This window comes from Bifidobacterium catenulatum DSM 16992 = JCM 1194 = LMG 11043 (assembly GCF_001025195.1).
GTDB lineage: Bacteria > Actinomycetota > Actinomycetes > Actinomycetales > Bifidobacteriaceae > Bifidobacterium > Bifidobacterium catenulatum.
This window is the reverse complement of the sequence record NZ_AP012325.1, coordinates 772,957-795,654: the sequence shown is the minus strand read 5'-3', so window position 1 is coordinate 795,654 and position 22,698 is coordinate 772,957. Positions and strand designations below refer to the sequence as shown.

General features: G+C 55.8%; 15 protein-coding genes. 2 read left to right on the top strand and 13 right to left on the bottom strand.

What is annotated here, in order from left to right; translation table 11 throughout:
• Positions 1–77: 77 nt before the first annotated feature.
• The 6 genes from BBCT_RS03320 to BBCT_RS03295 all read right to left on the bottom strand — a co-directional run bounded on the left by BBCT_RS03320 (position 78) and on the right by BBCT_RS03295 (position 10,281).
• Positions 78–1,094 (bottom strand): glycoside hydrolase family 43 protein, encoded by a 1,017-nt coding sequence (locus BBCT_RS03320; protein ID WP_003835306.1) that lies wholly within the window; start codon positions 1,092–1,094, stop codon positions 78–80.
• Positions 1,095–1,307: 213 nt separating this feature from the next.
• Positions 1,308–2,381, bottom strand: a complete 1,074-nt coding sequence (locus tag BBCT_RS03315; RefSeq protein WP_003835309.1) for a LacI family DNA-binding transcriptional regulator — start codon at positions 2,379–2,381, stop codon at positions 1,308–1,310.
• A 56-nt stretch (positions 2,382–2,437) separates the two neighbouring features.
• Positions 2,438–4,549, bottom strand: coding sequence for a family 43 glycosylhydrolase (locus tag BBCT_RS03310; protein ID WP_003835311.1), 2,112 nt, complete (start codon positions 4,547–4,549; stop codon positions 2,438–2,440).
• 209 nt (positions 4,550–4,758) lie between these two features.
• Positions 4,759–6,207: an NADP-dependent phosphogluconate dehydrogenase gene (gene gndA, locus BBCT_RS03305; protein ID WP_033512913.1), complete on the bottom strand. Its 1,449-nt coding sequence runs from the start codon at positions 6,205–6,207 to the stop codon at positions 4,759–4,761.
• A gap of 135 nt (positions 6,208–6,342) precedes the next feature.
• Positions 6,343–8,892 (bottom strand): bifunctional lysylphosphatidylglycerol flippase/synthetase MprF, encoded by a 2,550-nt coding sequence (locus BBCT_RS03300; protein ID WP_003835316.1) that lies wholly within the window; start codon positions 8,890–8,892, stop codon positions 6,343–6,345.
• Positions 8,893–8,988: 96 nt separating this feature from the next.
• The gene (locus tag BBCT_RS03295; RefSeq protein ID WP_231858087.1) at positions 8,989–10,281 is read right to left on the bottom strand and encodes an alpha/beta hydrolase; all 1,293 of its coding nucleotides are present in this window, start codon (positions 10,279–10,281) and stop codon (positions 8,989–8,991) included.
• 594 nt (positions 10,282–10,875) lie between these two features.
• On the opposite strand from BBCT_RS03295, the gene BBCT_RS03290 reads away from it, so the two are divergent.
• Positions 10,876–11,673 (top strand): ABC transporter ATP-binding protein, encoded by a 798-nt coding sequence (locus BBCT_RS03290; RefSeq protein ID WP_033512910.1) that lies wholly within the window; start codon positions 10,876–10,878, stop codon positions 11,671–11,673.
• Positions 11,670–12,458, top strand: coding sequence for an ABC transporter permease (locus tag BBCT_RS03285; protein WP_003835323.1), 789 nt, complete (start codon positions 11,670–11,672; stop codon positions 12,456–12,458). The genes BBCT_RS03290 and BBCT_RS03285 overlap by 4 nt, the downstream gene beginning before the upstream one ends.
• Before the next feature lie 139 nt (positions 12,459–12,597).
• Here the strand turns inward: BBCT_RS03285 and BBCT_RS03280 are convergent, their stop codons facing one another.
• The 7 genes from BBCT_RS03280 to BBCT_RS03250 all read right to left on the bottom strand — a co-directional run bounded on the left by BBCT_RS03280 (position 12,598) and on the right by BBCT_RS03250 (position 22,652).
• On the bottom strand, positions 12,598–14,670 hold the full coding sequence (locus BBCT_RS03280; protein ID WP_003835324.1) for a DEAD/DEAH box helicase: 2,073 nt from the start codon (positions 14,668–14,670) through the stop codon (positions 12,598–12,600).
• Positions 14,671–14,776: 106 nt separating this feature from the next.
• Positions 14,777–15,487 (bottom strand): SDR family NAD(P)-dependent oxidoreductase, encoded by a 711-nt coding sequence (locus tag BBCT_RS03275; RefSeq protein WP_033512922.1) that lies wholly within the window; start codon positions 15,485–15,487, stop codon positions 14,777–14,779.
• 171 nt (positions 15,488–15,658) lie between these two features.
• Entirely contained in the window at positions 15,659–16,948 is a 1,290-nt protein-coding gene (locus tag BBCT_RS03270; RefSeq protein ID WP_003835330.1) for a uracil-xanthine permease family protein, read from the bottom strand.
• A gap of 160 nt (positions 16,949–17,108) precedes the next feature.
• Complete coding sequence (locus BBCT_RS03265; protein WP_003835331.1) at positions 17,109–17,921, bottom strand: histidine phosphatase family protein; 813 nt, start codon at positions 17,919–17,921, stop codon at positions 17,109–17,111.
• A 214-nt stretch (positions 17,922–18,135) separates the two neighbouring features.
• Positions 18,136–18,882 (bottom strand): helix-turn-helix domain-containing protein, encoded by a 747-nt coding sequence (locus BBCT_RS03260; RefSeq protein WP_003835336.1) that lies wholly within the window; start codon positions 18,880–18,882, stop codon positions 18,136–18,138.
• Positions 18,883–18,910: 28 nt separating this feature from the next.
• A complete protein-coding gene (locus BBCT_RS03255) occupies positions 18,911–22,096 on the bottom strand; it encodes a type I restriction endonuclease subunit R, EcoR124 family (RefSeq protein WP_003835337.1) in 3,186 nt (1,061 codons plus the stop codon).
• The gene (locus BBCT_RS03250) at positions 22,083–22,652 is read right to left on the bottom strand and encodes a restriction endonuclease subunit S (RefSeq protein WP_070098245.1); all 570 of its coding nucleotides are present in this window, start codon (positions 22,650–22,652) and stop codon (positions 22,083–22,085) included. The genes BBCT_RS03255 and BBCT_RS03250 overlap by 14 nt, the downstream gene beginning before the upstream one ends.
• Positions 22,653–22,698 lie beyond the last annotated feature (46 nt).

The window sequence follows — 22,698 nt, the reverse complement described above, 5'->3', positions numbered from 1 at the left end:
GTGACACTCCGACAGCATCGGCGGCTTCTCTTGCAATATTCAGTTATGAGCACCACTCGTCGGCATTGCCTGCCAGGTCAACGCGTCGCAGGTGTCCCGGCAAGCGGGCCGCCATCGGCCGGCAGTACGTCCGTAGTGATGGGAGTCCACAGATCATCAGGTTCCGGCACGCCGAAGTCGGGCCCGTCCGCAGTCCATCGAACCACGCCGACACGTGCGTGGCGGTTCGGGTCGAACAGCGGGTCGCCCTTGATTTCCGTATAGTTACGGCAGTGGTAGATCATCAGGTCTTCAGTGCCATCCTCGGACTTGGTGAACGAATTGTGCCCTGGGCCATACTGACCGTTCTCGACGCAGGTCTTGAACACCGGCACCGGGCTCTTGCTCCAGGAAGCCTTGTCCAGCAGATCGCTGCCGCGCTCGGCGGTCAACAGTCCCACGGCATACGGGACGCCGGTGCCGGAGGCGGAATACGTAATGTAGATCTTGTCCCCATGGAGCAGGAAGGCCGGTCCTTCATTGACCAGGAAGTCGATGCATTCCCAGTCGTATTCCGGCTTGGTGAGCATGACGGGCTCGCTTCCCAGCGTCCATGGATTGGCCATCCTGGCGATATACAGGTTGGAGTTGCCTTCGATGGCGGGATCCTTCTGCGCCCATACCAAGTACTGCACGCCGTCGACTACCTCGGTGGTGGCGTCAAGCGCGAAGGAATCGATCGGGGTGACGATCTGGCCTTTCTCCACCCAGTTGTCGGAGGTCGGGTCATCGTCGGCGTTCTCCAGCACGAACATGCGGTGCGTCGGCAGGCCGGACGCTTCGAAATCCGTCGCGGCACCTGCGAAGTAGATGTACCACACGCCGTTGATGCGATGCAGCTCGGGAGCCCAGATGTAGATGCTCGCCGGACCGGATTCGTGCTTACGCCACACCACCGTCTCGGGGGCCTTTTGCAGATCGTTGATGCTTGACGCATGGCGAATGGCGATGTAATTGTATTCCGGATCTGAAGCGGTGAAATAGTATTCGCCGTTTTCCTTGATTACCCAGGGGTCCGCGCGCTGAAGCACGATCGGATTATGGTAAACACCCATGTTCAGTCCTTTCCAATCCGATATTCCAGTATTTACAACGTTGAATATATCATTCTTACAACGTTGTAACAACTCGGCGAGTCATTCTGCAGAATTCATATGGCAGAGCTGCGTATCCTCGCGCAGCGGCATCATAGGCTCATGCCGCTGCGCGAGGATACCAAAGTGGGAGATTCCGCCGGAAACCGCCTTTACGTGGCGGTCAATGCCCCCTCAGAAAATCAGTGAGTCGCCCAGTTGCCTAGTGGACTGCCGCACCACCAAAGACGAGGAGACCTTACGGAATATCTTTTCCCCTGGACGCCCGGCGTTCGGATCACGGCCATCGATGCGTTCCTTGAGCACTTTCACCGACAGACGGGCGACCGCTTCAAGCCCAGGCGCAATCGAAGTCAGCGAGGGAGAAAGAAACTGAGAATCATCGGAATTATCAAAACCGACCACGGAAACATCTTCGGGGATGCTCAGACCGCGCATCTGAATCGCATGCATCACACCAGAGGCAAGCATATCGTTCAACGCGACGACGCCGTCAACATCGACTCCGGAATCCAGCAGTGCGTTCATGGCCCTTACGCCGTCGCTGCGGTGCCACATAATCGACGCCGCCACCAATCTATCGTCGAAATCCACGCCGAACTCTTCCAGCGCTTCCAAATATCCCCGATAGCGCAAAGCCGCAGAACCGACCTTCTCCCCCGGATGCACGCCGACTACCGCCACATGCCGGCAGCCGGTCTTCAGCAGATACTGGGTGGCGCGCTTGGCCCCTTCCACGTTCTCCGTGGCGATGTGATCGACGGCATCGGTGAAGATGCGCTCACCGATCAGCACCAACGGATAGTCCACGTTCAGCTGGTCGACGTCATCCTGCCCAAGCTCCAGTGGTGAATAGATCAGCCCATCGAGCATCGTCTGTTGAGTGCCGTGCAACGCCTCGAGCTCGCCTTCGCGCGAATACTGCGTCGGCTCCACAATGACGCGCAGCCCCACCTTCTTAGCTTCCGCAATGATCAGCGACGACAGCTGCGCGAAATACGGCATCTGCAGATCGGGAATGGCCAGACCGATGATGCCGGTCTGGCCCTTTCGTAGGTTACGTGCCGACATATTCAGCGTATAGCCGAGTTCGGCGATCGCCTTGTTGACCTTGTCTCGCGTGGCTTGCGAAACGAATTCATAATCGTTGACCACATTCGAGACCGTTTTGACCGACATGCCGGCCGCCTTGGCAACGTCCCGCATAGTCACCACATGTTCGACGTTGCCGCCAGTCTGCTTTACCATACCTTTCTCCCTTCCCCACCACCCGCCTCTCGTACAGGCGCCTTTGGCGCCGAATGTCAGCGAGCGGTAATTTCCATCGTTATATCAGCATAACTCGGGTCAAGTTCCTCATCTGACTGCATATCCAAAATCGGCATGCCTTCCGCGGACCAATGCACGCGCCGCACCTGTGCGTCACGGCCGCCGTAGCACCCGTTGTCATACTCGGCGTTATGGAACACATAGATGAGATTGCCGTCCTCGTCGTGCGACCACATGCCATGACCGGTGCCAAGCTGCCAACGGCCGTTGTACACGCCGGATTTCTGCAGCGGATAATCGAGTTTCGTCCATGCTGCAGGGTCGGTCAAATCGGCATTGGCTCCGGCTGGAGCCTCGACAAGGCCCGTCGTGTAGTCGATGCCGACCAGCGAACCGGAATAGATCAAGAAGATCCTACCCTCGTGGACGATGGCGTTCGGCCCCTCGGCGATCATGTTGTCCCACGCGAATTCCGGTACGACGATCTGCCTGGGCCTGCTGGTGAGCCGCGACGGGCAGGATGGGTCGAAGCCGGCGATCCAGATGCTGCCGACCTGCTGCCACGCATAGTACCAGCGGCCGGAGTCGGAGATAACGGTCATGTCGAGCGAAATTCGTTGGACGGGGTTAAGCGTACCACCATCCGGATCGAGAATTGGCTCAGGAACCGTCCAGTTCTGCGGATCGCGCGGATCGAAGTCGGTGCCATCGGCATGCTGCTTGAGCTGCATGATATGGCAGCTGCCGGTCCACATGTCGGGTTTGCCGGCGCGGTCGTTCGGCGTGCCATCAGGATTGTGATCTGGCCCGTCGAAACAGGGCATGAACAGAATGCTCAGTTTCCCGCCAATCACATGCAGCTCCGGAGCCCAGAAGCAGCCGGTCATGCGACGGCCTTCCGAATTGAGATCGCCGCACTTGAGCAGATCAATCTCCCGGGCGCGACCGCCGGCCTCGTCGGACAGTGCCTCGATGGAATCCGCGACACGCAACGGCATGTGGGTGCGGCCCTCATGCGGGTCCACACAATTGCCGTCGGTATCGTCGGTGGCGATGAACATGAACATCGGCTTTCCGTTATAGTTCCATGCGAACACCGAAGGATCGGCCCGTTCCACAGCAAACGGCACCGGATAGACCGTCTGGCGAATGCGGCCTGCAACGGTACGGGTCTGGCCGGCTTCGAATGTTCCTTCGGCGGCTTCGCTGGCCAGGGCTTCAAGCTGCGCCGCATCCCAGTCCACCGCACGCGTTCCCCGGGAACCATCGCTGTAGGCGAGTTCGGCACGAGTCGCACCCAACGCCAGTATCGAGGCCTTCGCGGCTTCCCCGCGCAAGGCCGAGTCGGCATGTTGCGCCGGAACGGACGCGCCAACGTTGCGGATGCGCCCGAACCGTTCCGTCAAACGCTTCGCTTCCGTTTCGCTGATGGGAATGACATTGCCCGGTACGGCATTGGCGATACCGCAATCGCCGGTATATCGAAGCTCTTGCGGCTGCGCCTCCCGTACGACGTCAAGCGGATCCTCCGAACCAGCCTCCGCCGTGATATTGCCCGTCTGCGCGGCATATGACTCCCCATTGTCTCCGATCCAAGAGATGACGTAGCGATCAAAGGCCGCCTGGTACGCAACAGAGACGCGGTTGACTCCGCTGTCCGTGCGCAACCGCACCAGCCCCAACTGCTCAAACGATGTCAGGTCACGGCTGACCGCCACTAAAAACGCAGATCGTTCGGAGCCGTCCGGTGCGCCGCCGCGATCGGTGCGAGTGGCTGCGATGCCGAACCGTCCATCCGCAAGACGGAACAGAAAAGGGTCTTTCAATGATTTCAACGTGATATCCACACCGGGCATCACCGCGCCATAGCCCACGGCTTCAGAAGCCGGCTGCGGCGCCTCGTATGGATCAGCGGCGTATTGCGCCGCGGCGGTACATGCGCGGCGGGATTCTTCGGGCACGGCGGCGATAGGTACGCCGGCAGCGAAAAAAATCCCGTAATTCTCATTAAGCGGCCGCCATCTGGCGCCATCATCATCCCCAAGGCGCAGCGCCAAGTGCATGCTGTAGGCGATATCCTCGTTGTTCGCCTCTTCACGGCCAGTGGCTTCACGCGTATAACACAACAGGGAATAGGTATTCGGCACGAGCTTCTCCCTTGACAGATAGTTGGTTTACATCGATGTACTATACCGTCTTTTACATCGTTGTACAACTCGTGTGCCAGTCCATTCCAGAGCCACACCAATTGCAGTCCAAAAGAAGCCAGATATGAATTCTTTCAATCCACAATTGGCATGAAGGAACCCGTTGCACATAGCGGGATCCTTCATGCCTTCACATCAGATGCAGGACATCAAGCTTCGATTTCCTCGCGGCCCGGCTCGGCCCACAGGGTGTGGAACGCACCCGGCTGATCCACACGCTGGTAGGTGTGGGCGCCGAAGTAGTCACGCTGGCCCTGGATCAGGGCGGCGGGCAGACGCTTGGAACGCAGGCCGTCGAAGTACGACAGAGACGAAGCGAACGCCGGGGTCGGCAGGCCGTTGAGCGCGGCTCGTGCCACCACGTTGCGCCAGGACTTCTCGGCGGTTTCGATGGCGTTCTTGAAGTACGGTGCGAACAGCAGCGACACGTTGGCCTCACCGGATTCGAACGCTTCGGAAATACGGTTGAGGAACTTCGCGCGGATGATGCAGCCGCCACGCCAGATGCGTGCCACGGCAGCCAGATCGATGTCCCAACCGTATTCCTTGGCGGCGGTGGTGATCTCGTTGAAGCCCTGGGCATAGGCGACGATCTTGGAGGCATAGAGGGCCTGGCGGATGTCTTCGATGAAGGCCTTCTTCTCCTCGCTGTTCAGGTTCAGTTCGCCGTTCGGGCCGGCGAAGCCCTGCTTCTGGGCTTCCTCACGCAGATCAGCTTCGGAGGAAAGACCGCGGGCGAACACGGCTTCAGCGATGCCAGTGACCGGAACGGCCAGAGACAGTGCGGTCTGCACGGTCCACGTACCAGTACCCTTCATGCCGGCATGGTCGACAATCAAATCAACCAGCGGTTTGCCGGTCTTCTTATCGACCTGATGCAGCACTTCGGCGGTGATTTCGATCAGGTAAGAGTCAAGTTCGGTCTTGTTCCATTCCTCGAACACGTCACCGATCTCAGCCGGGGTCATGCCAAGGCCGCGACGCATCAGATCGTAGCTTTCAGCGATGAGCTGCATATCGGAGTATTCGATGCCATTGTGCACCATCTTGACGAAGTGGCCGGCACCGTTAAGTCCGATATGGGTGACGCACGGCTCGCCTTCGGCCTTTGCTGCGATGGATTCGAAAATCGGCTTCAGCGTCTTCCAGGATTCTTCGGAGCCTCCCGGCATCATGGAAGGTCCAAGCAGAGCGCCTTCCTCACCACCGGACACGCCGCATCCGACGAAATGCAAACCGCGAGCGCTGATTTCCTTCTCACGACGAATGGTGTCTGGGAAGTAGGCGTTGCCTGCGTCGACAATGATGTCTCCCGGTTCCATCAGGTCGGCGAGCGCGTTGATCATGGCGTCGGTCGGCTCTCCGGCCTTGACCATGATGATGGCGGTACGTGGCTTGACGAGACTGTCCACGAACTCTTCGAGGGTTTTCGCCGGGAAGAATTCGCCTTCGCTGCCGTGCTCGTTCATGAGCTTTTCGGTACGACCGTAGGAACGGTTGAACACGGCCACTTTGTTGCCGTGGTGTGCGAGGTTACGTGCGAGGCTACCGCCCATTGCGGCAAGACCGACTACGCCGACGTTTGCTTCAGCTGACATGCTTACCCCTTCCATCAGGAAAAGTAGTACTTTATGAACCGTTCTTTAGTGTAGACCCGAGCTACCCCAGGACCATGGACCGTCTCAAGTCTGACATTTTGTCAAAGCTGCTACCATGCCAAATCTGACGTACCGTCAATCATGTGGCGTGATGGTGCGCACAAAACGCATGGCTTCGGCAGGTGTGAGTGACGGCACGTAGGCTTGCGCCACAGCAAGCGATATTTGCGGCAGTTTGGCCGCGTCAGGATAGCAGATATACACTTTCTCTTCGTCGGGGTGGAATTTCAGTTTGAAACGGAACAGTGAGTGGAATCCGTATGCTGGTTCCATGATGTCTGCAACCATTTGCAGTGCATGACGTAACACTTCGCTTTCCTCGTGTTCGCCTTTGTTGGATCCCATACCGGCCAGTGGCGCCGCCGATAGGCTCATGAATTCCGCGTTGCCTTCGTCGCGCAGTCGTTCAGCCATGCGTGCAATCAGGAATTCCATGATGCCGTTGACGCTGTCGGTGCGATGCCTCATGAAGTCAAGCGTCCAACCGATGATTGTGCCGTCGCGATAGGTGGGCAGCCAGCTGGTTACGCCAAGGACTTTGCCGTTGCCGTCGACCGCGTAGAGCAGGCGTACCCGGGAGTCGATCAGTTCGTCGACGCCACCCAAGGTGAATCCCATTTCCGGCAAGGCCTTTTTGCCGGCCCACTGTGCGGAAATCTCACGAATCTGCGTTTGTACGGAGAAGGGTGCCTCCTTGAAAGTGGTGAGCACGTCGGTGATGCCGTCTCGTTTGGCTTTGTTGATGGCGGTGCGCACGTCCTGCCATTTCTTGCCTCGGGTTTGCCATTCGTCGGGATTGACGATCATTTCCGTGCCGACGTCAAGTGAGTCCCATCCGGCTTTGGCGAGTTCGGCTCGCTGTGGCTCGTGTACGCTGTAAAACACGGGCGTCCAGGAATGTTGTGTGCAGAATGTTGCGAAATCAGTGAGATCTTCCGTATATTCGTTTGGATCTCCGAATGGTCCTGTCACCGTCAATGCGATACCGTACGACACTCGATAGGCGATTGCGGAACGTCCGGTTGCAGAAAACCAATAATCATTGCCTTCCCAAGTTGCCATGAATGACATGGATTCGCCGCCAAGCGGAATAATCGCGTCAACACGATGGCGCGAAGCGTCATTCACCATGGAACGATCCCGCAAACACTCCCAAACACACAGCAGAGCGATAATCCAAAACGCCGGACCGACGCACTGATATACCAGCAAGGAGATTTGCCCGACGGGTACAAACTCAGGTTCGATACCACTCAGCAATCCGATCGGCAACAATCGTTGCGCATAATCGGCAAGCAATGCAATCAATTGCGGGCTTTCGTTGAAATCCTCGGGAGAGGCAAGCCCATACCCGACATACATCAATCCCAACAACAGAAAAGCCGACAATGCACCTGCCACAGCACGCAACATAATCTCACTTCTAGTGCGAATCGTAAAACACTGACGGAACGCAATGACGATAACGATAAAAATCAATGGCAATGCCATAGTGGAAAACATCGCGTGAAACGCACCGTGACGAGCCAACGCAGGCAACGTATCAGCCTGCGAATCTCCAACATATTGCAGCGGAAGCACCACATAAAACAGCATCGCAAGTACCACCGTGCACGCATTGAACAGCACACTTAACACGGCGGCAATGCGGCGTCCGCGATACAGACCCCATGCGATCAACAGCAGCATCAGCGTCGGCATCAACGACACCAGCCAGTTTCCGGGCATGGTGAATCGCATCATACGATATTGCGCGAAACAGTTGGCATGCGAGGAACCGTTGAGGCAATCCAACACTTGTTCCGTGTCGAATTCCGTGGAACCGGTCAGCAAGCCGAACATGGAGAGCAATCCGAATGATTGTCTTGAGGAAACGGCAACCAGCGAACCGAACGCCTGCACGCCGGCAGCCATACCAATCAGCCTGCGCATCTCGTACAAGGCGCCATGCCTATACACATCGCCTTGACTCTCGGACGCCATCAAATAACCAAGCACATGACCGATCAGCGCGGCAGCCAGCAAACAATAATCGCCGGCTTCGCCACGGTATAAGAACATGATCAGAACCACGCTATAGCCGATCACACGAATGCGCCGACGCCACAGCATGGCGGTGAATGCGCTGGCACACATCAGCGTGCCTACCACAACAACCAGCGGCCCCAGAATCGCGCCATCATGCGAAATCGCATGCCATTGCGGACTTTTGCCTGCGAACAGCGAGCATAATCCCATACCGAGCGCTATGCCGCCAAGCGTGGTGATCAGCGACACCCATGCCGTCTTCGCCTTTCCAATCACCGTTTCGCATAAGCCGAATGCGATGAGTATCAGTGGAATGTCGATTAGCAGACGACCCAAATGAGGCACCGACAGCAGTGAGATCGGCGCGGTATACCAACGCCCATGCGCGAGCGCGTCAAAACTCACGCGCGACAATTGCGGCGGAAATTGCGTATGTCTGATGCCGCATACGAGCTGCATGCCGACATTGAACAGCGTGATGAACAGCACGAAGCCCAAGGTCATACGGTGCCGACGAATCCAGTCGGCAAGATCGGATATGAGCGCGCGAAAGCCGAATAATGGTTTTACTGCTGATTCCTGCGATTGCGTCGTCATAACAATGCTTCCATTCGATAATTCGGATTAATGATTCGATAGATGATTCAGATTGATACTTGCGATTGCGAGTTGCTGACGCTTCAAAACGACATGTCAGATCGTGATGCGTTTAAGATTCGGATAGTCAGCCAATTTCGGCTTAGCATCACTCAGTCCCGTGTTATAACCGAATACGACAAGCCCATACCGCAACGTGTCTCGCACGGCATGCCAGTCATGCGCATTGCCGAGCGATTCGACTGCCGTAACATGCATGCCCTCCTGTTGAGCAACCGGTGCAATGAGTTCGACATTGCGCACAGACTCGCGATCACGCTCCCCCGCGCCGATCACAAGCGTCTGGTTCGAAGGCGCATGGTTGCGAATAGCGTTGATGGGAATCTGCTTCTCATATGCGGTGCGATCGCCGTGAAAGAACCGGCTGATCATACTGCTTTCACTGCCATTGGTCGGTTTGAGCTCGCTGCCGGTGGGGATGATGGTGCCGAACAAATTCGGATGGTTCGCACCGATTTGCAGCGAACATGTGGCCCCCTGTGAAAAACCTGCGATCGCCCAATCTTGTGCTTGCCATGCCGCAGGAAGATTGGTTTTCACCCAGTCGACCACATCTTTCGTCAAGTAGGTCAACGCCTTGCCGTACACCGGCGAATCCACGCATAGGGTGTTATGCGAATCGTCTCCCAACTGGTCGGCCGCAATAACAATGGGTGCGAGTCCGCCATGATGCTGCGCGTAATCGTCCATCATGGTTTGAATGCCACCCGCGGCAAACACGCGCCCCGGAGAGCCCGGCTGGCCGCTCATCATCAGTATGACCGGCAACGCCGGCTTGTGTTTGGCTGTGACAAGCGCTGCAGGCGGTAGATATACCAGCGCCTGTCGCGCTTCGAAATGCGATGTTGTGGCTGGAATATTTACTTTACTGACTTCGCCATGTGCGGGAATATCGCTGATGCTACCGTCTGCCGCTTCCTGCCTCCATTGCGTGACGCTAATCAAATCGCTGCGTTTCGCCATTCCCGTCAGGTCGGCTTCGCGATAGGAGTCTTGGCCGAACAATGATCCGATGGTGGCATATTCTCCATACGCCTGATCGATGCCGGTGGCGGTGGAAAACACTGCGCATACCACCAGTATTACGGCGACGGCACGCAACACTCCCCTATGCAGCATCACATGGCTGACCGCAAAACCGACGATCGCGCAACCGCAACCAGCCCACGCGATCACACGCGGGCCCAGCTCAACACCGAACACCACAAACACGTCCGACAGCAACCAGGCAATCACCAATCCGACAATGCCGGCAATAACCGCAATCACCATCGGACACGCAACTACGGCAATTGCACGTTTACCACCGCCACGGCTTCCGTCAACCATCTCCCATATTGCAATACCCAGCAGTATCGCCGCCAGCACCGCGGTTATCGAAAACAACGTTGCCGGAAACCAGCCATCCACCAAACTTATGTTCATCAACCATGCACGCATGCTCACTTCTTGCTTTCATATTTTTCACTTCCAACGTGCCAGTTGTAGTCCACGAAACGTTGGCACGACCTCATCCTTGAGACTGATTTTCCTTGGAATATCAACGAAAAATACTGTAAGCAAGCTGAATGAATGATGCTATTCAGTAGCGTTCTTGCCTTTGCCGATCACGCCTCGAACGCCATCATGTGCCGCATTGACGGTGTTTTCCGGATTGTCTGCCTGCACCACGTCGAGCAGATTGGAGATGATCATTTCATGCGGTCCACATCGAATCTCAGCTCATTCAACGGCTCGTCGATGGACTTATCTCGCTTATGGCGGAATTCAATAAGATCGGCTCTTGTATAGAGGATGGCGAGCAGTGTTTTCAATTCGTGACTGGCAGACGCAATATTCCCATGCAATGTGATCCAGCTTAGAAGACGCTAAAAAACGCATCCAATGCTTCCGAACGGCAGTCAAGCGGTATGGTGTTGGATTATGCAGTATGTTTTTTCGGCTTCGAATGTTTCCTGTGTCGTGCCTGTCGATGGTGAGCAACGCACGATTTTCAGCGGATTATCCGTTGATATGAAGCTTGGTGAGATTGTGGATTTGGTCGGCCCTTCCGGATCGGGCAAGAGTAGTCTGCTTACCGCTTTCGCACGATTGAATCCGAATGCGAAAGGCGATTTTCAGCTTGAAGGGCGCTCTGCCAGCGAATTCACACCGCAGCAGTGGCGTAGTCAGGTGGCGTATTTGCCGCAGAAGCCAGTATTGATCGGTTCGAGTGTGGCCGAGGCGATTCGTTTACCGTTCACACTGGCTATTCGTGCGGGCGAAGGCAAGCAAGGATTCGGCAGGAAATGGTCGTCCGGCAAGTCTCTCAAACCCGCCGATCTACTGCCGGATGCTCGCATTCGAGCCACGCTTGACGCCATTGGCTGCGCGGATATTGACTTGGGGCGTGCTCCGCATGACTTGTCTGGAGGCCAGGCCGCCCGCGTGAGTTTGGCGCGCACCTTGCTTACTTCGCCAAAAGTGCTGCTTGCCGACGAGGTTGATGCCGGTTTGGATGATGAGAACGCCGATAAGGTGGCGTCCATCATGGCTCAGGCCGCAGAGCGGGGCATGACGGTGATCCGTATTCGCCATCGTCCACCGGATGGGCGTGCCACGCGTATTCTTACACTGGCCAATGGCGTATTGCAGAGTGCGAATGCTCCGCGAACCACAGCAACCAATGATTCCAATGATTTCGCGGCACAGTCCGATTCGATGCAAGGAGCGCAGGCATGAGCGGCAATTACTATTCCATTGATATTTGGGGTCTGCTTATCGCATTGGTTATGGTTGCCGTGGCCGCGGGCATTTCCGAAGCGATGCGCATGGGCATTGGCAAGACACTGCTATGGTCGGCGTGCCGCGCGTTGCTGCAATTGTGCGCCATGGGTTTCATTATGGAGTTCGTCATCAAGTCGAACAATCCATGGCTGGTGCTGCTGCTGGTGATGTTCATGCTGATCGCGGCCGTGCAAATCACCCTGTCTCGTGCCAAGGGTGTACCAAAAGGCTTGGCCGGCCCCGTGTTTTTGAGCTTGGTCATCACCATGCTCATTATGATTTCGTTGGTCACCGAATTGATCATTCGCCCGCAACCGTGGTATGCGCCGCAATTGGTGGTACCGTTGACCGGCATGCTGCTTGGCAATACCGTGTCCGCTTTGGCGGTTGGATTGAGCCGGTTCTTCGAAAGCATGAAGGAACGCCGTGACGAAGTGGATACGCTGCTGGCGTTGGGTGCGACCGCTTGGGAAGCCGCGCGCCCATCCATCGTCTCGTCGATTCGTTTGGGTCTGCTGCCGACTACCGCCTCGCTGGCTTCCAGCGGCATTGTGACGGTGCCTGGCATGATGGCCGGTCAGATCATCGCCGGCGGCAATCCTATCGATGCTGCGAAATACCAGTTCCTGATTCTCGCCGCCATCGCAGCGTTGACGCTTCTGGCTGACAGTCTCATTATGGTGATGGCGTACCGTAAGTGCTTCACCGCAGACGACCAATACAATCCGATTACAGGCTGAGCAACTTTTCATATAGCCAAGCAAATTAATAGATAATCAGATTTAACAAAAACGGTGTCCGCCAAGTGTTCATAGACTTTGGCGGACACCGTTTTCTTTGTTTACCAGCTACGCAAGCTTTGATTTTGCTTTTCAGCGATCAACGCGTACGGAATGGCGCTTTCCTGATGTTCGCATGACGATGCCGTGACTGCCCTGCATGCTTGTCATGACGTTCGCCGCGACCGCCACGCTTGACTTCCGTATGACGGTCATAGCGTTTCGCATCCGAGGAACGCTCGTCATACTTCTTGCCTTTAGACCGACGATCGTCGTCGTATCGACGCTCGGCACGGGCTTCAGACTTACGCTGCTTCTTGCTTGGCGCACCCTGCCTTTTCGCAAGCTGTCCGGACTTCTTCTTTCCCGGCTTCCTGCGATTGTCGGTATTGCCGTAATCGCCGTCGTTCCTACGCTTGTTCGTTGTTTCGCGCTGTTCATTGTCGCTGCGCTGCTGCTCATGCAGGCGCGTGTACTTTTCACGACGTTTGTTGTTGCGCTTTTCCTCGTGCTGTTCGCGGCGTTCCTCCTGAATTTCAGGATGTTCCCAACGATGTTCACGCGCTTCGAATTCACGATTGTCACGACCTTCGAACTTGGCGGCACGACGTTCCGCACGGTTCTTCTTCGGCTCGAACTTCTTCGCGCTGTCGTTACGCTCCTCACGCTGGTCGCGATCACGACGATCCTTACGTTCGGACTTAAACGGCTTGCCGCCCTTGTCTTTGCCGCGATCCTTGTTACGCCCGCCGGAACGGTTCGGCCTGCCGGAACGTTCGCCGTCGGCACCCCCCTTGCCATTCTTCCTACGGCGCGGATTTCCTACCGGCTGCGACTGCTCAAGCGTCCAGCCGAACACCGGCTCGGCCACTTCACCAACGAGTTCCAACACTTCCGGCGAATCAGGGGTCACGTCGATCGGTTCGACCGTCAGCCCGGCCTCACGCATCATGCGACGGGTTCTGCGGCGCTGGTTCGGCAGAATGATGGTCACCACGTCACCGGAATGACCGGCTCGCGCGGTTCGTCCGGAACGATGCAGGAAGGATTTCGGATCTTCCGGCGGTTCGACCTGCACTACGAGTTCCACACCGGAAACGTCGATGCCTCGCGCAGCCACATCGGTGGCCACCATAACGTTCACATCGCCGGAGTTGAAAGCGGCCAGATTGCGGTCACGCTGGTTCTGGCTCAGGTTGCCGTGCAATTCGGCCGCAGGAATGCCGTTCTGCGTTAAATCCTTGGCAAGCTTCTGCGTCTGGAATTTGGTACGTGTGAACAGAATGCGACGGCCCTTGCCGGAAGCGAGGGTGCGCACCAGCTCGTGACGGTTGCCCTGCGTGGTTTTGAACACATGGTGGGTCATCTCGTCAACGGTCGCCGTCGCGGAATCAACGCTATGCACCTTCGGATCAGACAGGAAGGTTTCCACCACTTCGTCCACACCATGGTCGAGCGTGGCGGAGAACAGCATAATCTGTGCGTCGAACGAAATCTGGCCGAGCAGTCGCTTGACTGGCGGAAGGAAGCCCATATCGGCCATTTCGTCGGCCTCATCAATAACCGCGACCTCAACCTTGTCCAAGGTGAGCGCGCCCTGTTCGATCAAATCCTCAAGACGACCTGGGCAAGCCACCACAATATCGGCACCGGCCTGAAGGTCACGGATCTGACGGGCATAACGTACGCCGCCATACACGGTAGTGGTGTTGATGCCGTATATCTGGGCAAGTGGCATCAGCACGTCGTTGATCTGGTTGGCAAGCTCACGGGTCGGAGCAAGCACCAAGCCACGCGGATGAGGCACGAAATCATCGGCGCGCCGCTCCTTGGCATGAGCCTGCTTCACACGATCAACCTCATGGCGGAACTGGCTCATATTCTCATATTCGTTGGCATCCACTTCACCCAGACGAGCGACCAGCGGAATCGAGAACGCCAACGTCTTACCGGAGCCGGTACGACCGCGGCCAAGAATGTCTCGCCCAGCCAACGAATCGGGAAGCGTGTCGGCCTGAATCGGAAAAGCGGTTTTCTTGTCATCGGCCGCAAGCACGCGGACCAGCGGACCAGGAACGCCGAGTTCGGCGAATGTCAGCGGGCGTTCCTCTTCCTCGCCCATCGCTTCGGAAGCGGCTGCGAGGGTATCTTCATCAAAAACGGTATCGGGCACAATGGCCTTTCATGTCAAATATTACGCACGTTGCGCAAACCTGATAACTGTAGCCTATGCCCGATACTTTTTCTTACGTTCCTTCAATCCTTCATATTCGTTATATTCACGCCGGATTGCGGTTGATTTCGATATCAGTGACGGTCAGATTCGCTTCGTTGACCAGATTGAACAGAATCACTTCGGCCAGTTGGTTGGCACGCATGAAGGTATGCTGCTTTTCTTCTGAAACGTAGTCATGGCTGTCACGGTAGAACGGGGTGTCGATGCCACCCGGATAGACACCCACGATTTTCACACTGGTCCCCTTGTATGCGGCCTGCAAACTCTTGGTGTAGCCCTTCTCACCCCACTTGGTGGCGCAGTACACGGATTCGTTGGGGTTGCCTCGCGTTGCCGCAGTAGACATGACGTTGGCGATTTTGAGATCCCGCTCACCGTCTGCTTTCAGCGTTTCCACACTCCACAACACCATGCCTTTCAGCCCCTTCAGACACTTGTCCACATCGGCCGCCTCGTATGCGGTCGGGACTTTGAACGAAGGCTGCCCGGCATTGTTGATCAGCAAATCGATATGACCGATTTTCGAGATTGCGGCAACAGAGTTCTTCACGAACGATTCGTCGGAAATATCCCCCACAAAAGCTCTGTATTCGTCGGCAGCAAAAGCCTTTGACAACTCCGCCTGACGTGCGCCATTGAAATCAATACCAGCAACAAACCATCCTTTGGCGATCAGCTGTCGAGTCAGCTCATATCCCAATCCAAGCGCGGAACCGGTGACGATAGCGATCTTCTTTCCTGCTGCAGTGCTCATCATACCTCCCTTGCCGCATGCGCATTCACTTACACGCACCATCATAAAACCTGCTCAACGCAACACATTGATCGATTGACGAAATATGTTGGAACGTTTGTATGGAAACACGTACAAAAAGAACCCGCCGGCCATAAGACCGACGGGTCCGATACGGCTGATTGCCGTCCGTCACAGAATGTCCGGATCGTCCTTGGCAATGGTGCCGGTAGCCTTGCCGATGGCCTTCAGGCCGTGGTAGGCGACGAGGACCACGATGGTGCCGATGGCGATGCCGTTAAAGGAAATGCCATTGAAAGCGAACGCGAACTGGCCGATGGCGATAATCATGGTGATCGCGGCAACCATGATGTTCAGCGGCTTGTCGAAGTTGACCTTGTTCTCAACCCAAATACGAATGCCGACCATGCCGATCATGCCGTACAGCAGGGTGGTCACGCCACCGAGCACGCCAGCAGGAATGGTGTTGATGATGGCGCCGAACTTCGGGCACAGGCTCAGAATCAGCGCGAACGCAGCGGCGCACCAGTAAGCTGCGGTGGAATACACCTTGGTGGCTGCCATCACACCGATGTTCTCACCGTACGTGGTGGTGCCGGAACCGCCGCCGAAACCGGCGATGGTAGTACCAAGACCGTCGGCGAACAGGGCGGTGCCGATCTGGTCGTCATAATCGCGGCCGGTCATCTGGGACACGGACTTGACGTGGCCGACGTTTTCGGCGATGAGCACGAGCACGACTGGGATGAACATCGGCAGGATGGTGAAGTCGACCTGCGGCAGACGGAATTCCGGCAGGCCGATCCATGCGGCCTTGCCGATGGCGGAGAAGTCGACCTGACCACGGAAGCAGGCGTACGCATAGCCGATGATCACGCCGATGAGGATGTTGAGTCGGCCGAGCAGACCCTTGAACAACACGGCGACGAGCAGCACGGCCACGAGGGTGACGATGGCGGTGTCGGGAGCGACCTTGAAGTTGTTCCACACGCTCGGAGCCAGGTTGAAGCCGATGATGGCCACAATGGCACCGTTGACAACCGGCGGCATGATGATGTCGATCCACTTGGCGCCCGCGTAATGGACGAGCACGCCGATCAGGGCCAGCAAGATGCCGGTGACCATGATGCCGAAGGACGCGACAGCGAGGCCCTTGTGGGCGCTGGCCACGGCGGCGATCGGCGCGATGAAACCGAAGGACGAGCCTAGGTAGCTCGGCAGCATGTTCTTGTTGATCAGCAGGAACAGTGCGGTCGACATGGCCGTAAAGAACAAGGTGGTGGACGGGTCGAAACCGGTCAGAATCGGCACGAGGAACGTGGCGCCGAACATGGCGATGACATGCTGTGCGCCGATTTCGGCGGTGCGCGGCCAAGTCAGGCGCTCGTCAGGCTCAACGACTTCGCCCGGCTTCAGCGTCTTGCCGTCACCGTGGACCTGCCACGTGAACAGATTGGACATACGATTGTCTCCTTAACTCTCTTGCGCGGCAAGCAAAAACGCGCCGCGTGTCACAGCCATTGTAGTGGGGCGTGGACACGGGCGCGTTGCGCACGCAAGATGGGGGCATCAATCGTCGATATCAGCCAATCCGATCATGCAATCAACAGACCAACACACATCACAGGTGACGGTCAACCGCATGAACAACGTCCACCAAATCGCCATTCGACAGCACTGGACGCTTGAATTCACGCCAATCGTCCACTTTCACCGCCCAACGACCTTCCGCATCGTCGAACACCGGGCGGGCGGTCTGCTCCCAACAGAACCGCTTATGCGTACGCCCGGTCGCCGGATCACGGCGCGAATAATGGAAGCACGTACAATTAGTGATCTTCCATTCGTCGGACGCCGCACGGTGCATGAATTCCTCGTCGGACAAGTCCTCCAAAGTGAGCATAAGCGCCAGCATGAGGTCGCCGTGACTGACCATCACCACGGATTCTGCGTCCGACTTGCGGTTCAGGGATGTGAGCAGATTATGCACGCGGTTTTCGGCCACATCGGCGATCGATTCGCCCGCCGGCGGACGCCAATACAGCGGATCAGTGTTCTTGAACATCCAGTTACGCGCGTAATTGGTTTTGAAATCGTCTTTCGTGATGGTATTGATCTCACCCCAGGAGCGTTCGCGCAGCACGCGTGTCTCCTCCCATTTCGCCTTAGGCAGGGCCATCGTGGCAGCCGTCTCACGCGTGCGCACGTACGGCGAGACGAGGTAGCGGTCGAACAATGGCTGCTGTGAGACCAGCCAGCGGCCGATGCAGTCCGCCTGCTTGCGGCCGGTGGCCGTAAGCCTCCACGAACGGTCGGGCACGGTGACGTTGTCCTGCGTATACAGCGAGTTGTCACCCTGTTCACCGGCACTGATAATCACGTTCGCTTCGGATTCGCCATGTCGAATCACATACAAATCAAGGGGCATTCCCATATTCGTTTATTCCTTTGCTTTCATCCACATCCTGCGCGCGTTTCCGTTCTGTCGTTCATTCGGCCGGCGCGCATCATCATTGAATACTTTCACCGTAGTCGATTCGAACGTATGCCACACGCGAAACCACATCGATTTCACGATTGGCACACCCGAAGTTCGCGATGTCGTTACGTCCGGTTCACCGCATCGCCCGCGACACGCCGAGGCGCTACTACTCCGGCCAAATGCCGTTCTGTGAATACTTGGCGCGGTACTCCCCCGGTGTCATGCCGCTATGTTTTTTAAACACTTTCGAAAAGTGGCTTTGCGACCGGTATGCGAGGATCTGTGCGATCTCATTGAAGCTGTATTCCGAATATTTCAGCATGTTTTCGGCGGCTTCCATACGTTTGTCGGTAATGTATTGCGACAATGACGTTCCCGTTTCGCGTGCGAACAGTTCCGACAGATACGTGGGATTCAAATGCACGTGCTGTGCCAGAATCGCGACAGTGATTTTCTCATGCAGATGGTAGTGGATGTAGTCCATGCACTCGTTGACGGCTTTGGAATGGGTGTCGGTTTTCTGCATGTCGGCCATGGCCCAAGTGAAGAAGGTCATCATGTCGGTGTGCAGTCGGCGCACATCTTCCGGAGTCTTGCAATTGTCAAGATCTTGAATGTACAGATCGGAGGCGTTGTATGCGTCTTCCTCGTCCATGCCACCTTCAATGGCGAAACGCGTGGCCAAGGTAATGGTGGTGACGAAACGGTATTTCGCGTTTTTCAGAGGATCGTCCGACAGATGGCCGTATAGTCCGGAATCCCACAGTTTCGCGCTTTCCGAAATGGCATTGATGTCGCCGGAGCGCATCATGTCATACTGCTTCATTTCCTCAACGTAGCGATGGTGGCGTACCCGATCCTCACGCGAAAGAAAGTCCAGATACCTCAGTTTCGCCTCATCGACAACCGACATGATTCTCCCCCTGTTTTACTACCGTCCGCTATTTACGATCGTCCAGATCGAATCCTCCTTCAAGGATAAAGCTTTTCAGCAACTTGGTGGCGAGAAGATTTGCAGTGAATTGTGAGACCGGACTATCCGGCTTATCGAAAAATGCCTTCGCCAGAGACTTGTTAACCGAAGCTTTCAATCGATCAAACCGGCCGAACTCGTTCAGGCTGTTTTCCGTAAGATCAAGCCGCATCATCTCTCTGAGCAGATTGCTGTCAACACCAAGCTTCTCTGTGATTTTCTCTACTTGGCTATTCTGAGCACTGTCAGCGTAATACGTGATGTAGTCGCGCAGCGTCTTGCCTTCCTCCAACTCGATTTCGCCACGTTCCACATCATGCATGAACAGTTCGGCGTACCGTTGTTCCTCTTGGCTGAGCGAAGCGAACGACTTATGCAATTCCTCCTCAGCTGATGCCAACAGGTCTGGATCTCCTCCACCAAGCGCCTTGAGCCATTTGGTGAAGTTGGCGTTCATGTAATCCGTATCAATCAATCCCGTGTCGATTTCGGTGATATGCCCATCAAGATCGTATGGAGCCTCAGGACCCTCACTATGGCCTTCGCCATCTCCAGCAAACAACTCCTTGTATCGCTGAACGAGAATCAGATATGTGCGTTCATCGAGTTCCGGCCGCACAACCTCCACCGAACCATCGTCATGGGTGACGGAGTATTCCCGCTGCTGCCATGTAAATCCTTGCACTTTGGCGGCTTCAAGAAAATCATTGAGTTCCGAGAACAGCTTCGCGAACTTCCGGCATGCTTCCACGGACTCCGGCAGCTTCATGAAATCCTCCACGCCTTCGGCGCGAAACACGGAAGCGATCTCTTCGAAACGCGCATCCATCAGACGCACGTTTTCCGGCAGCTTCTGCACGAACAGATCAAGCGGCTTGTCTCCGGAATACAGTTTCACCGCCGCTTCGATATACCCTTTCATGGTATGCGGCTTGCGGTAGTAGCGTATCGTTCCGAAGGGCTTATCAGGGCCGAACAGTCGGTTCGTACGGCTGAACGCCTGAATGATGTTCTCGTAATCGATGATTTTGTCGAGATACAGCGTGTTGACCCACTTGGAGTCGAAGCCCGTCAGCATCTGGTCGACCACGATCAGCAGATCCAGCCGTTCCTCGCGATGCTGGTCGACCGTCAGATATGGCCGCTTGTGGGAAAGCCGCGCCGTGATGTCCTTCTTCATCTTCGGCCATGTGGGGATGATGAAATCCTTGCCGAACAGTTCGTTGTAATCGCCGATGATCTCCTGAAGCGCGTCCCCTTTGAGAATCGCGCCGTCGGAGTTATCGACATTGGGGTCGAACAGCGCAGTCACATGCATCTGCGGCGCACGCTCCTTGAACAAGCGATAATAGCTGATCGCCTCGGGAATGGAACTCGTGGCCAGCATCGCATGGAATTTGTTGCCCCTGCTCAGCAATGGGAATTGATCGAGAATATCCTCCACAACCTTGCCCTCATGCGGGGTGCCCTGCGCGTACTGTGCCGAAGTCAGGTAATCCTCAATGCCCTTGATGCGTTCTCCGGCCTGCGTTTCCATAGGTCCCATCGGCATTTGATTCGGATCCATGTAATGGTAGAACACTTCGGCTTTCGCCGGATCCGCTTGGGCTTCCTCAATCGTCGACGCCTTCGCCTTCTCCAATGCGACCACCTGGCAAACGTCCCTGTCTCGGTACGTCAGCACCATGTACGGGTCGAAGCCGAGCACATTGCCATCGCGGATGCCATCGGCGATGCTGTACCGGTGGAGGCAATCGCCGAACACCATTGATGTGGTCGAGCCCTTCTTACGGTTCTCCTCATGGATTGGAGTACCTGTGAAACCGAAATACAGTGCGTTCGGGAAGGAACGGCGAATATCCTGCAGCATCTCGCCGAATGTGGAACGATGACATTCGTCGATGATGAACACGATGCGTTTGCCGGCGAGCTTCTTCACTTCCTCTTCGGTGATATGCCCCTCGCCTGCTTTGATGTTGCTCATTTTCTGAATGGACGTGACGATAAGCGTGTCCTTCGGGTCGATGCTTGCCAGCTTCGCCTTGAGCACATCCGTGTTTTCCGTACCCTGCACGTCATCGGCATCATCCGCGAACGACCGGTATTCCAGCAGTGACTGCGTACCCAACTCGATACGGTCCATAAGGAAGATGACCTTGTCAGCGTCTTTCGAGCCGGCAATGAGCTGCGCCGCTTTGAAACTGGTCATGGTTTTGCCCGAGCCGGTGGTATGCCACACATAGCCGCCTGGGCGTCCCGGAGTACCGCTTGGCACCGGCTCATCCCATTTGCAGGTGCGTACACGATCGGAAATGGCGTTCACCGCTTGGTATTGGTAGCTGCGCAGCACTTTGAGGCATCCGTCCGCGGAATCTGCAACCGTGTAGAAACCGATGAGCTGATGAGCCATGGGAATGGACAACAGGTCCGACGCGAACCGTTTCCACTCGTCCTGCCCAACATGTTTGTTCGCCGCTATGGGCTCATTGTTGAAATCAGCCCAGTGGAAAAAGTAGTTGCTGTTGAAGTCGCCTTCGCCAGGATTGGCGAAGTACACGGCATCATCCGGATTCATGGCCACGAAGACCTGCACGAGTCTGAACAATCCGGTGAACACGCCTTCATGCGCGTATTTGGCGATTTGATTGGTGGCCTGGCTTATGGGGATGCCGCTTTTCTTCAGTTCGATGTGGATGACCGGCATGCCGTTGATAAGCAGGCAAACGTCCCCCCTGCGATCGTTCAGCATCTTGTTTTTCGCCGGATACATCGGCTGTCTTGCGATTTGGTACCGGCTTTGCCCCGCTGCTATTTCCTGGCGATCATAGATCTTCAGGCTGATTTCCTTGCCGTAATGAGCCTCATCCTTGGGATTATCACGTTTAATGGATACGGTTTTACCGTTGATGAAGGAATTCAGCGCCAATGGCGTGCGCAATGTTTCGATTTGTTCGAGGATCTGCGCCATCTCGCCTTTGGTAAGGCGCTGCCCATTCAATCGATCGATGCCTTTGTTGTTGTCGAACAGGATGTTGGCCCAATTGCTGATAAGGTCCTGTTCGGTTGGGTATTCCAACACGCCATCGGTCCATCCATGGCGATTCAGTACCGCGACCAGATCGTCTTCGAAATCCGATTCTCTATTGTAGAACATGTTTCATCTCCCCGAATGCACCGTCACTTTCTGAGCCCAATCTTACGAGCGCAACCCCTAACATCCAAGAAGCAACACCATCATACTTACGCTGATGAAGGGTGATGAGCGAGTCCAGACGAGAGAAGAACTTGCCGATTCGGCGCTGCTCGGATAAGGACGGCAAAGGCAAAAGAAGATCCGCGTATTCTTGTGCATTGATACCAGGCTGTCCAGAGCGCTGAGAAGTAAGCAAAACGAATTGCTTATATCGTTCAGTGAGTGTGCTTTGAAAGATGAAACCAGCATCCGCCTCGTCCGAAACATGTGCTCGAATAAGGAAACCGGCATAATACGTTTTCCCGTCTGATGCCCTATACAAGTAGGTTTTACCTACGCTAGCCCCGGTTCGTGCAAATAATATATCACCCTCTTTAAGTAGGTACTTGTCATCAATCGGATTATTGATATCAGGTGATGATAAATCATCCGTACGGAATTCACGAGTTCGATCATCTATATCAGTGATTCGAAGATATTTTTTCTCACCATCAAAATCCGAAGCAGCCGCATTCAAACCGTACTCGAATCCATAAGCAACTTCCCCCAGCTTACGCTGTTCC

Bases quoted from the DNA above. Each gene is read 5' to 3' on its own strand.
- BBCT_RS03320 (WP_003835306.1), bottom strand. From the start codon at position 1,094: ATGGGTGTTTACCATAATCCGATCGTGCTTCAGCGCGCGGACCCCTGG.
- BBCT_RS03315 (WP_003835309.1), bottom strand. From the start codon at position 2,381: ATGGTAAAGCAGACTGGCGGCAACGTCGAACATGTGGTGACTATGCGG.
- gndA (WP_033512913.1), bottom strand. From the start codon at position 6,207: ATGTCAGCTGAAGCAAACGTCGGCGTAGTCGGTCTTGCCGCAATGGGC.
- BBCT_RS03300 (WP_003835316.1), bottom strand. From the start codon at position 8,892: ATGACGACGCAATCGCAGGAATCAGCAGTAAAACCATTATTCGGCTTT.
- BBCT_RS03295 (WP_231858087.1), bottom strand. From the start codon at position 10,281: ATGGTTGACGGAAGCCGTGGCGGTGGTAAACGTGCAATTGCCGTAGTT.
- BBCT_RS03290 (WP_033512910.1), top strand. From the start codon at position 10,876: ATGCAGTATGTTTTTTCGGCTTCGAATGTTTCCTGTGTCGTGCCTGTC.
- BBCT_RS03285 (WP_003835323.1), top strand. From the start codon at position 11,670: ATGAGCGGCAATTACTATTCCATTGATATTTGGGGTCTGCTTATCGCA.
- BBCT_RS03275 (WP_033512922.1), bottom strand. From the start codon at position 15,487: ATGAGCACTGCAGCAGGAAAGAAGATCGCTATCGTCACCGGTTCCGCG.
- BBCT_RS03270 (WP_003835330.1), bottom strand. From the start codon at position 16,948: ATGTCCAATCTGTTCACGTGGCAGGTCCACGGTGACGGCAAGACGCTG.
- BBCT_RS03265 (WP_003835331.1), bottom strand. From the start codon at position 17,921: ATGGGAATGCCCCTTGATTTGTATGTGATTCGACATGGCGAATCCGAA.
- BBCT_RS03260 (WP_003835336.1), bottom strand. From the start codon at position 18,882: ATGTCGGTTGTCGATGAGGCGAAACTGAGGTATCTGGACTTTCTTTCG.
- BBCT_RS03255 (WP_003835337.1), bottom strand. From the start codon at position 22,096: ATGTTCTACAATAGAGAATCGGATTTCGAAGACGATCTGGTCGCGGTA.